At 72.1% G+C, this 11,379-nt stretch carries 8 protein-coding genes and 1 pseudogene; 7 read left to right on the top strand and 2 right to left on the bottom strand.

Annotated features, from left to right (window positions below):
- Positions 1-193: 193 nt before the first annotated feature.
- Both BT98_RS24045 and BT98_RS24040 read right to left on the bottom strand, forming a co-directional pair.
- On the bottom strand, positions 194-883 hold the full coding sequence (locus tag BT98_RS24045; protein ID WP_019460958.1) for a TVP38/TMEM64 family protein: 690 nt from the start codon (positions 881-883) through the stop codon (positions 194-196).
- Positions 880-1,758: a glycosyltransferase family 2 protein gene (locus BT98_RS24040; protein WP_019460959.1), complete on the bottom strand. Its 879-nt coding sequence runs from the start codon at positions 1,756-1,758 to the stop codon at positions 880-882. The genes BT98_RS24045 and BT98_RS24040 overlap by 4 nt, the downstream gene beginning before the upstream one ends.
- Positions 1,759-1,851: 93 nt before the next feature.
- Between BT98_RS24040 and BT98_RS0110910 the strand changes: the two genes are divergently transcribed.
- The 7 genes and pseudogenes from BT98_RS0110910 to BT98_RS0110885 all read left to right on the top strand — a co-directional run bounded on the left by BT98_RS0110910 (position 1,852) and on the right by BT98_RS0110885 (position 11,107).
- Positions 1,852-3,039 (top strand): COX15/CtaA family protein, encoded by a 1,188-nt coding sequence (locus BT98_RS0110910; protein ID WP_019460960.1) that lies wholly within the window; start codon positions 1,852-1,854, stop codon positions 3,037-3,039.
- A pseudogene (locus BT98_RS28595) lies at positions 3,039-3,410 on the top strand (PAS-domain containing protein); the annotation flags it as partial. The gene BT98_RS0110910 and the pseudogene BT98_RS28595, both read left to right, overlap by 1 nt.
- Before the next feature lie 82 nt (positions 3,411-3,492).
- Positions 3,493-5,493 carry a PAS-domain containing protein gene (locus BT98_RS26105; protein WP_026033154.1) on the top strand — a complete coding sequence of 667 codons (2,001 nt, stop codon included), beginning with the start codon at positions 3,493-3,495 and terminating at the stop codon, positions 5,491-5,493.
- Entirely contained in the window at positions 5,490-6,929 is a 1,440-nt protein-coding gene (gene tldD, locus BT98_RS0110900; RefSeq protein WP_019460961.1) for a metalloprotease TldD, read from the top strand. Before BT98_RS26105 ends, tldD begins: the two co-directional genes overlap by 4 nt.
- A gap of 447 nt (positions 6,930-7,376) precedes the next feature.
- On the top strand, positions 7,377-9,707 hold the full coding sequence (locus BT98_RS0110895; protein ID WP_019460962.1) for an FdhF/YdeP family oxidoreductase: 2,331 nt from the start codon (positions 7,377-7,379) through the stop codon (positions 9,705-9,707).
- Positions 9,708-9,750: 43 nt separating this feature from the next.
- On the top strand, positions 9,751-10,212 hold the full coding sequence (locus tag BT98_RS0110890; protein WP_019460963.1) for a GNAT family N-acetyltransferase: 462 nt from the start codon (positions 9,751-9,753) through the stop codon (positions 10,210-10,212).
- A 70-nt stretch (positions 10,213-10,282) separates the two neighbouring features.
- Positions 10,283-11,107 carry an alpha/beta fold hydrolase gene (locus tag BT98_RS0110885; RefSeq protein ID WP_019460964.1) on the top strand — a complete coding sequence of 275 codons (825 nt, stop codon included), beginning with the start codon at positions 10,283-10,285 and terminating at the stop codon, positions 11,105-11,107.
- Positions 11,108-11,379: the final 272 nt, after the last annotated feature.

Genomic DNA, 11,379 nt, shown 5'->3' with positions numbered 1-11,379 from the left:
GGGAGCAGGTGGAAGCGCGGGGCTCCCGGAAAGAAGAAAAGCAACGTGTCCGCGCTGGCGGCACCCGCGATCCGGCATCAGTGAGCGCCAACGAACGGGAGGTCCAGGACCCTCAGGGTCCTGGCGGATAGGGGGTCCGGGGGAAAGGCGGCGCCTTTCACCCGGGGCAGCGCAACGGCAAGCCGTTCCCGGATCAGCCCTCGATCGCCCGGCCAGCGCGGTGGCGGCGCAGGAGCCACCAGCCGAGCAGGGCGGAGAGTGCGAAGAGCGCCACGCCGAGGGCGATCTGGGTGGACTGGTTCACCGCCACGCCTTCGCCCAGCAGCACGAAGACCGCTGTCTGCGGCACGTAGCCGATGGCCGAGCCGAGCAGGAAGGGGCCCGCCGCGACGCCGGACAGGCCGGCGAGGAGATTGAGGGCGAGGTTGTTGCCGACGGGCAGCAGGCGCAGCGCCAGGGTGGCGCCGAAGGGGGAGCCGGCGAGGACGTCGTGCATGGGCTTGAGGCGCCGGCCGAAGCGCCCGGCGAGGCGGCGGGCGGCCCATTCGCGCCCGATCAGCCGGGCCCAGCCATAGCCCAGGGCGCAGCCCAGCACCTGGGCCAGCATGGAAAGGCCGCCGCCGGCCAGGGCGCCGAAGGCGCTGCCGCCAAGGAAGGCCACCGCCTGGCGCGGCGCGCCGACGGCGGTGGCGGCGGCGCCGACCAGCACGAAGAGGGCTTCCGCCCAGAGGCCGCCACCGCGCATCTGGGCGCTCATGAAGGCGATGCCGTGGTCCTCGCCCAGTTCGCGCAGCACCCAGCCGGCCAGGGCAAGTCCCAGGGCCAGCAGCAGCAGGCGGAGGATGGAGCGCAGCGCGCCGCGCGAACGGTCGGGCAGCGTCACGGCTGCGCGGGGGCGCCCGGGGGCGTGACGGCAGGCGTGATGACAGGCGTGGCGGCGGGTGGTGGCGGGGGGGCGGCGTAGGCCAGCCGGGGCCGCTTCCAGCGCCGTTGCAGCCACATCACGCCCAGCAGGTCCACGATCCCCACCGCGAGGCGGTCCAGCGTGCCGTAGTTGGAGACGCCGCGCGTGCGGGGGCGGTGGTTCACCGGCTCGCTCACCACGCGGCCGCCCTGGCGGATGGTCAGGGCGGGCAGGAAGCGGTGCATGTGGTCGAAGGGCGGCAGCTCCAGGAAGAGCGCGCGGGGGAAGACCTTCAGCCCGCAGCCGGTGTCGGGCGTGGCGTCGCCCAGCAGGCGGGCGCGGACGCGGTTGGCGACGCGGCTGCTCAGCCGCTTCACCGCCGTGTCCTTGCGCGTGGTGCGCCAGCCGGCGACCAGCACGGCCTGCCCCGGGGCGCCTTCCGCCGGGTTCTCCTGCCGCGCCCTGGCCCAGAGCCTGGGGATGTCGGCCGGGTCGTTCTGGCCGTCGCCGTCCAGCGTGGCGATCCAGGGGGCGCGGGCATGGCGCACGCCGGTCACCACCCCGGCGGACTGGCCGCAGGAGCGGGCATGGCTGAGCCGCCGTACCGCGAGGCCGGAGGCGGCGGCGGCGTCGATCCGGGCCGCCGTGTCGTCGGAGGAGCCGTCGTCCACGCAGAGGATCTCGTGCGGCACCCCGGCGAGGGCGGCGGCGATCTCGGCCGCCAGAGGGGCGACGTTCGGCCCCTCGTTGCGCATGGGGACCACCACGGAGATCACGGGGGCCGGGCCCGCCGGGAAGCCCATGGGAAGGTCCAGGGGGAGGCCGTTCGGCGCGGCGGGGGGGCTGGCGGTCATGGCGGGGGCGGCCCTGGGATTGGCGTGTTGAGCCGGGGACATGGGGGCTGCGGCCTAGCAGGGGGTCGGCACGCGGTCCAGGGGAAGACTATAATGCCCGCCATGCCCTTCGATCCGCACGCCCCGTCCCGCGAGGATGTCCTGGCCCGGAACCGCCGTGCCGTCGCCCTCTGGCTGATCCTGGTCGCCGCCATGGTTTGGGTCATGGTGGCCCTCGGCGGCGCCACGCGCCTGACCGGCTCCGGCCTTTCCATCATGGAATGGGCGCCGATCCGCGGCATCCTGCCGCCGCTGAGCGAGGCGGAGTGGCAGCGCCTCTACGATCTCTACCGCACCATTCCGCAATACGAGCTGGTGAACCAGGGCTTCGGGCTGGCGGGCTTCAAGGGGATCTTCTGGCTGGAATGGACCCACCGCTTCTGGGGGCGGATGATCGGGCTGGTCTTCGCCGGCGGGCTGGCCTGGTTCTGGGCGCGGGGGCGCATCCCCGCCGGGCTCGGTGGCCGGCTGGTGCTGCTGCTGGCGCTGGGCGGGCTGCAGGGGGCGGTGGGCTGGTTCATGGTGGCCTCGGGCTTCGAGGCCGACCGCACCGCCGTGTCGCCCTGGCGGCTGGTGATCCATCTGACGCTGGCGCTGGTGCTCTATGCGGTGCTGGTCTGGACCGCGCTCGGGCTTCTGCATCCGGAGCGCGAGGCGCCGTGGGGTGAGGCACCGGGGGGCGGGCGGGCGCTGCGGCGGCTTGCCCACGCCACGGCGGGGCTGGCCGGGCTGACGATGCTGGCCGGCGGCTTCGTGGCCGGGATCAAGGCGGGCTTCGACTACAACACCTTTCCGCTGATGGCGGGCCAGTGGGTGCCGGACGGCTACCTCTTCCTTTCGCCCGCCTGGAGGAACCTGTTCGAGAACGTGGCCTCGGTGCAGTTCAACCACCGGCTCCTGGCCACGCTCACCGGCCTGCTGGCCATCGGCACCGCCTGGTACGGGCTTTCCGTCCTGCCGCGCGGCACGGCCGGGGCGCGGCGGGCGCGCTGGTGGGTCGGCGCGCTGGCCCTGGCCACGATCGCGCAATACGCGCTGGGGGTGGCGGCGCTGGTGAACGTGGTGCCGGCCTGGCTCGGCACGCTGCACCAGGCCATGGCGGTGGGGGTGCTGACGGCGGCGCTCGGCACGCTGCATGCCCTGCGCCGCCCGCGCGGCGGTGCCGGCGCGCCGCGTGACGGGCGCGCCCCCGTTGCCGGACAGCCCTCGGCTGGGCAGCCCCTGGCCGGACAGGCCATGTGATGGGGGAGGAGCCGGTCGGTCCGCCGGCAAACGCCCTGGCGCTGCTCGGGGGGCTGCCGGTCGGCGTCGTGGCCGTCGATACGGCGGGGCGGCTGGGCTTCGTCAATCCCGCCTTTCTGGCGCTGGCCGGCCTGCCGCCCGAGGCGCTGCCCGCCGGCCTGCCGATGACCGAGGTCCGCCGCGTGCTGGCCTATCGCGGCTTCTATGGCCCGGGCGACCCGGAGGAGCGGGCGGCGGGGATCGGGCAGATCGACCATTCCCGCCCGCAGCGGCGCCTGTTCCGCACCATGCGGGGGCAATGGCTGCAGGTGCAGGTCACGTCTCTGCCGTGCGGGGCGCGGATCAACACCGTCTCGGACATGACGGCGATCCGCGAGGCCGAGGCGATGGCGCAGGACCGGAGCCGGATGCTGGACGGCCTGTTGCAGAACCTGGAGACCGGGGTGGCGCTCTATGGCGCCGACGGGCGGCTGCTGCTGGTCGAACCGGGCCTATGCGGCGCTGAACGGGCTTCCGCCCGGGACGCTGCGGGAGGGGATGAGCTTTCTCCAGGTGCTGCGCCTGATGGAGGCGCAGGGCGAGTTCGAGAACCTGGAGGACGACGACTATCCCGCCCGCTGCACGGCCGAGGTGCATCGCCTGCCCTTCAGCGACCAGCGCGAAAGGCCGTGCGGACAGGTGCTGCGCATCCAGCGCCGGCCCTCCGGCGATGGCGGGATGCTGGTGGAGGTGGACGACGTCACCGGCCTGCGCCGGGCCGAGGGCATGGCGAGCCACCGGGCGGCCATGCTGGACGGCATCCTGACCGCGCTGCCGCAAGGGGTGCTGGTCTATGGGCCGGACCAGCGCGTCTCGCTGGTCAACGAATCCTTCCGCCGGGCCATGCCGGACCTGACGCACGGGGTCGGGGATTCCCTGGCCGAGATCATCGCGCGCCACGGCGCGGCGGGGGACAGGAGCGAGCCCCCGGGAGCCATCATGCTGACCTCCGCCGTGACCTGGCAGCAGCGCGGGAGCCGGAGCTACACGCTGCACCGCCATGACGGGCGGGTCTTCGACATCCAGACCTCCGCCCTGCCGGATCTGGGGCGGGTGGCCGTCTTCACCGACGTCACCGCGCGCCACCGGGCCGAGGCGGAGGCGCGGCAGCAGGAGGAGCTGCTCCGCACCACGCTGAACCACCTGCGCTATGGCATGGCGATCTTCGACCGGCAGGGGCGGCTCGTCGCTTCCAACCCGCTGACGGCCCGGCTCTGCGGGTTGCAACCGGAGCAGGTGGTGCTGGGCACCCATGCAGACGACCTGCTGCACGACCAGATCGCGCGCGGCGAGTTCGGCCCGCCGGGGGACGGGACGGACGCGCTGATCCGCCGTGCCGCGGCCACGCCGCGATCCGGCCCCGGCCGCTATGTCCGCACCCGCGCGGACGGGACGGTGGTGGAGGTCACCACGGACCTCACGCCCGACGGGGGCTTCGTGCGGACCTTCGTGGACATCACCGAGCAGCACCGCGCCAGCGCCGAGCTGGCCGCGGCGCGCGATGCCGCCGAGGCCGCGCACCGGGCCCAGGCGCGATTCCTGGCCAATATGAGCCATGAGCTGCGCACCCCGCTCAACGCGGTGATCGGCTTCTCGGAGGCGCTGCTGGACGGGCTGGGCGGGGGGCCGGGCCGGGGCCTGGAGGCCGGGTGGCCCGAATGGGCCCCGGAGGGGGAGCCCGCGGGGAGGCCAAGGCCTGGCATGGCGGCGGACCTGGCCACGAGGCAGATCTTCCTGACGGCCATCCGCGATGCCGGCCGCCACCTGCTGGGGCTGATCGACGAGCTGCTGGATACCGCGCGCTCGGACACGGCCGAGCAGGCGCTGGAGCTGCGGCCGGTGGAGCCGGAGCTGCTGCTGCGCGAGGCACACCGCATCCTGCTGGGCGCCGCGCGGCGCGGCGGCACCGATCTGGTCCTGGACCTGCCCGATGCCCTGCCGCCGGTGCCGGCCGATGCCCGGCGGTTGCGCCAGGTGCTGCTGAACCTCATCTCCAATGCGGTGAAGTTCACCCCGGCGGGGGGGCGGATCACGCTGGCCGCCCGACTTCTGCCCATGGGGGCGGTGGCGGGCGGGGAGGCGGCGGCGATGGAGATCAGCGTCACGGACACCGGAATCGGCATGGCGCCGGAGGACATCCCCCGCGCCTTCGAGCCCTTCACCCAGCTGGAGGATGGCCATGCCCGGCGCTATGGCGGCTCCGGCCTCGGCCTGTACCTCGCCCGTACGCTGAGCGAGGCCATGGGCATGCGGCTGTGGCTGGACAGCACCGCCGGGCAGGGCACCACCGCCCGGCTGCTGATCCCCCTTCCCGCCGGGGAGGAGCGCCGCGCCCGGCCCGGAGGCGGTGCCGGTCCCGGCGGCATCCCCGGTTCCCCCCTGCCCGCCGGCCCCCTTTCGGAGATCCTGCCATGAGCGCCGCCACCGATGCCATGGCCGCCACCGAGCGGCTGTTCTTCCGCGACCTCGACCCGAACCGGGCGGCGCGCATCGTGGCCGATGCCCTGGCCGGGGCGGAGGATGGCGAGCTCTTTCTCGAATACCGGGAAAGCGAGGCGATCAGCCTCGACGACGGGCGCATCCGCGCGGCCAGCTTCGACACGTCCCGGGGATTCGGCCTGCGCGCCGTGCGGGGAGAGGGGGCGGCCTATGCCCATGCCGGGGAGATCGGCGAGGCCGCGCTGAAGCGCGCCGCCGAGACGGTGCGCGGCCTGCCGGGCGACCGGATGGCGGCGCTGGACGAGGCGCCGCGCCGCACCAATGCGCGGCTCTACGACAGCGCCAACCCGCTGGCCGCCATGGGCTTCGCCGGAAAGACCGCGCTGCTGGCCGCCATCGATGCCTATGCCCGGTCCCGCGACGCGCGGGTGCGGCAGGTGATGGCGACGATCAGCGGCGAATGGCAGGCGGTGCGCATCCTGCGCCCCGACGGGCGCGGCGTGGCGGACCTGCGGCCGCTGGTGCGGCTGAATGTCGCGGTGGTGGTGGAGGATGGCGGGCGGCGCGAGACCGGCTCCTTCGGCACCGGCGGGCGCTTCGCCTATGAGCGTGTGCTGAACGAGACGAGCTGGAAGGGCGCGGTGGACGAGGCGCTGCGCCAGGCGGTGGTGAACCTCGACAGCCGCCCGGCGCCGGCGGGGGAGACAGTCGTGGTGCTCGGCCCCGGCTGGCCCGGCATCCTGCTGCACGAGGCCATCGGCCACGGGCTGGAGGGCGATTTCAACCGCAAGGGAACCTCGGCCTTCGCCGGGCTGATGGGGCAGCGGATCGCCGCGCCCGGCGTGACCGTGGTGGATGACGGCACCATCCCGGACCGGCGCGGCTCGCTGACCGTGGATGACGAGGGCACGCCGACCTCCCGCACCGTGATGATCGAGGACGGCATCCTGGTGGGCTTCATCCAGGACCGGCAGAATGCCCGGCTGATGGGCGTGGCGCCGACCGGCAACGGGCGCCGCGAATCCCATGCCCATATCCCCATGCCGCGCATGACCAACACGGTGATGACCGGCGGGGAACATGCGCCGGAGGAGATCATCCGCTCGGTGAAGCGTGGGCTCTACGCGGTGAATTTCGGCGGCGGGCAGGTGGACATCACCTCGGGCAAGTTCGTCTTCTCCGCCTCCGAGGCCTATCTGATCGAGGATGGGCGCGTCACCGCGCCGGTGAAGGGCGCCACGCTGATCGGCAGCGGCGCCGATGCGCTGACCCGCATCGGCATGGTCGGCAACGACTTCGGTATGGACCCGGGCATCGGCACCTGCGGCAAGGATGGGCAGGGCGTGCCGGTGGGCGTCGGCCAGCCGACGCTGCGCCTCGACGGGCTGACGGTGGGCGGCACGGCGGTGTGATGTTGCGCCCGCGGCCCGGTGGGAAGGCTCCGCCTTCGCCCCCGTAACCCCCCCATCCGCCAGGACGCTGCGCGCCCTGGACCCCGTTCATTGGTTCTTTCTGCGACCGGATCGCGCTGGAGGGCCATACTCTCCGGCGGCTGCCGGTGCCGCCAGCGCGGATAAGGTGTCTTCCTTCCTTCCGGGCGCCTCGCCGGTCCAGCTGCTCCCAGGGATCGGACCATGGGCCGACGGCTGCCACGGGCACCAGCGAAAGCCCGGGGTTCGGGGACCGGCTTCGGTCCCCGGCGGAGAGGGTGTGTGAGAGGCGGCGCCTCTCCCGCGAGGGTGGCCGCGAAGAGCGCTGCCTGATCCTCCCCGATGAAGCAGCTGTCATCGCGCCCAGCGGCAACCGTGCCCGGGCTCCGCCGGTTCTCCTGTCACCGGCTGGGCGCGGAGGGCTTTTCCATGAGTGATGATGTCAGGATCGGCCCTTATGACGGCCCCTCCGGCGGTTGGGGCTCGGCGAAGTCACTGGGCGAGATCATGCTGCGCGAGAAGGTCACGCCCGGCATCGGCGAGGCGCTTTTGCGGCAGAACAAGGCGGATGGCTTCGCCTGTGTTTCCTGCGCCTGGGCCAAGCCCGCTTCCGCGCATCCCTTCGAGTTCTGCGAGAACGGTGCCAAGGCCACGGCCTGGGAGCTGACCTCGCTCCGCACCCCGCCGGACTTCTTCGCGAAGCACACGGTGACGGAGCTGCTCAGCTGGTCCGATTACGCGCTGGAGCAGCAGGGACGGCTGACGCATCCGATGCGCTACGACGCCGCCAGCGACAGGTATGTGCCGGTGGCGTGGGAGGAGGCCTTCCGCATCATCGGGGAGGAGCTGAAGGCGCTCGACCCGAAATCCGTGGTCTTCTACGCCTCGGGCCGCGCCTCGCTGGAAACCTCCTACATGTACAGCCTGCTGGCGCGAATGTACGGCTGCAACAACCTGCCCGACAGTTCCAACATGTGCCACGAGACGACCTCGGTGGCGCTGAAGGAGGTGCTGGGGTCGCCGGTCGGCACCATCACCCTGGCCGATTTCGACCATTGCGACGCCATCTTCTCCTTTGGGCAGAATGTCGGCTCCAACAGCCCGCGCATGCTGCACCAGTTGCAGGAGGCGGTGCGGCGCGGCGTGAGGATTGTCACCTTCAACCCCCTGCGCGAGCGTGGCTGGGAGCGCTTCACCAACCCGCAGAGCCCGCTGGAGATGGGCACCGGGGCGGAGACGCGGATCAGCGAGCAGTACCACCAGGTGAAGGCGGGCGGCGACATGGCCGCGCTGATGGGGCTGTGCAAATGGCTGATCGAGGCGGATGACCGGGCGCGGGAAAGTGGCGGCGCGCCGGTGCTGGACCATGGCTTCATCCGCGAGCACACCAGGGGCTTCGAGGAATTCGCGAAGGCCGCGCGCGAGACGGGGTGGAAGCGGATCACCGAGGAATCCGGCCTGACGCGCGTGGCGCTGGAAGCGGCGGCGGAGCTGTACAGCCAGTCCAAGGCCGCGATGTTCATCTATGGCATGGGGCTGACGCAGCAGGTGCTGGGCGAGCAGAACCTGCACATGCTGGTGAACCTGCTGCTGCTGCGCGGCAATATCGGGCGGCAGGGCGCGGGGATCTCGCCGGTGCGGGGCCATTCCAATGTGCAGGGCCAGCGCACCGTCGGGATTTCGGAGAAGCCGGCGCTGGTGCCGCTCGACCGGCTGGCGGAGCTGTACGGGTTCGAGCCGCCGCGCGAGAAGGGGCTGAACACGGTGGAGGCCTGCGAGGGCGTCCTCAAGGGCGAGGTGAAGGGCTTCATCGGCTTGGGCGGCAATTTCGTGCGCGCCATCCCGGACCGTGACCGGATGGAGCCCGCCTGGCGGAAGATGCGGCTGACGGTGCAGATCGCGACGAAGCTGAACCGCTCGCACCTGGTGAACGGCGAGGTCGCGCTGCTGCTGCCCTGCAAGGGACGGATCGAGCGCGACAGCCAGGCGACGGGCGACCAGACGCTGTCGATGGAGGACAGCACCGCCACCATCCATGCCTCCTTCGGCAAGCGCGAGCCGGCGAGCCCCGATCTGCTGTCCGAGCCCACGATCGTCGCCGGTATCGCCAAGGCCACGCTGCCGCCGAACCCGAGGCTGGACTGGGACACGTGGCTCGCCGACTACGGCCTGATCCGCGATGCGATCGAGCGGACCTATCCCGAGGAGTTCCGTGGCTTCAACGACCGCATGGCGATCCCGGGCGGCTTCCACCGGCCGATCCCGGCGCGCGACCGGGTGTGGAAGACCAAGAGCGGCAAGGCGGAGTTCCGCGTGCCGGAGAAGCTGACTGCCACCGGCTTCGAGGACCGGCCGGAGCAGTACCGGCTGATCACGCTGCGTTCCAACGACCAGTTCAACACCACCGTCTATGGCTATCACGATCGTTTCCGGGGCGTGAAAGGCACGCGCATGGTGGTCTTCATGAACCCGGAGGATATCGTGGAGGCGGGGTTGTCGGACGGGGACGAGGTGACGCTCGCGACCGTCTATGGCGACGGCGTGCGGCGGGAGTTCGGCGGGTTGCGCGTCACCGGCTTCGACATCCCCCGCGGCTGCCTCGCGGCCTACTACCCCGAGTGCAACACGCTGATCCCTGTCGCGCACCATGCGGAGGAGAGCAAGACGCCGGCGGCGAAGGCCGTGCCCGTGCGCATCAGCGCGCGCGTGCCGCACCATTCCGGGCGCAGCGTGCCGGCGGAGGGGCTGCCGCCCGGCTGATTGCTGCTTCCCCGGCCGGGGCGCTGCAGGCAGGATGCGGGGCATGTCCGGTCCCGATCATGTCCTCCGCCCCGCCCTGCCGGGGGAGGCGCCGCTCCTCGCCGCCCTGGCGGAGCGTGCCTATGCCCATTACGTCCCGGTGATCGGGCGGCGCCCGGCGCCGATGGACGACGACTACGCCGCCCGCATCGCGGCGGGGCAGGCGCATGTGCTGGAACGCGGCGGCCGAATCCTGGGCCTTGTGGTGATCGAGGACCGGACGGGCCATCTCTGGCTCGACAACATCGCCGTGGAGCCGGAGGCCAAAGGGCAGGGCCTCGGCGGCGTGTTGCTCGATTTCGTGGAGGCGGAGGCGCGGCGGCGGGGTTTCCGCGAGCTGCGGCTGCTGACCAACGAGAGGATGGAGGCGAACCTCGCCCTTTACCAGCATCGCGGCTTCACGGAGGCCGAGCGGCGGGAAGAGAAGGGATTCCGGCGGGTCTACCTGCGCAGGACGCTGTCCTGATGCGCGGCGGGCGGCCAACCAGGGCCGCCTCCAGCCGTTCCTGAAGGCATCCAGCAACAGCGAGAATGCGATGTCCTTCATCGAGGCCCGGGACGGAACACCCCTGTTCTACAAGGACTGGGGCGCCGGCAAGCCGGTCGTGCTGATCCATGGCTGGCCGGTCAACGCGGATATGTGGGAATACCAGGCGCCTTTCCTGGCGGAGAACGGCTGCCGCGTGATCGCCTATGACCGGCGCGGCTTCGGGCGCTCCGGCCAGCCCTGGTCCGGCTATGACTACGACACCATGGCCGACGACCTGGCCGCCATCCTCGACGCGCTGGACCTGCGCGACGCGACGCTGGTGGGCTTCTCCATGGGCGGCGGGGAGGTCGCGCGCTACCTCTCGCGCCATGGCGGATCGGGGCGGGTGAGCAAGGCCGTCCTGGTTGCCGCCGTCACGCCCTTCCTGCTGCGGACGGAGGACAATCCCGAGGGCGTGGACCGTTTCGTTTTCGACGACATGGTCGTCAACCTGCAGGCGGACCGCCCGGCCTTCCTGGCGAGCTTCGGCAAGCAGTTCTTCGGCGCCGGGCTGCTGAGTTTCTCCATCAGCAGCGAGCTGCTGCAATGGGCAGGCAACCTCGCCCTCATGGCTTCGCCCAAGGCGACGCTGGACTGCGTGCGCGCCTTCTCGGAAACCGACTTCCGCGCCGACCTGCCGCAGATCCGCGTGCCGGTGCTGGTGATCCATGGCGATGCCGACAACACCGTCCCGATCGACGCCGCCGGGCGCCGCGCCGCTGCGATGATCCCCGGCGCGCGGCTGGTGGAATATCCGGGCGCGCCGCATGGGCTGTTCTTCACCGAGAAGGACCAGTTGAACCAGGACCTCTTGCGCTTCATCAACGAATAGGCGCGCCGGTTCCGCGCTCCGGGAGGGCGTTGCGCTTCGTGGCCGGCCGCCGGGGGAGAGGCGCTGCCTCTCGCCCCGGACCCCCTCTCCGCCGGGGACCGAAGCCGGTCCCCGGACCCCGGGCCCGAGCTGGTGCCGGTGGGTGACGTGAGCCTGTGGGTTGATCCCTGGGAGTAGGTGGAGACGCGGGGCTGCTGGCAAAGATAAGGAACACCGGCTCCGCGCTCGTGACACCGGCAGTCGCCGGGAAGCCATGCTTCCCGGTGCGGTCC

It is taken from the genome of Roseomonas mucosa ATCC BAA-692, from assembly GCF_000622225.1.
GTDB classification, from domain to species: Bacteria; Pseudomonadota; Alphaproteobacteria; order Acetobacterales; family Acetobacteraceae; genus Roseomonas; species Roseomonas mucosa.
Note: the sequence above shows the minus strand (reverse complement) of the source record. Positions and strands in the feature narration are given on the sequence as shown.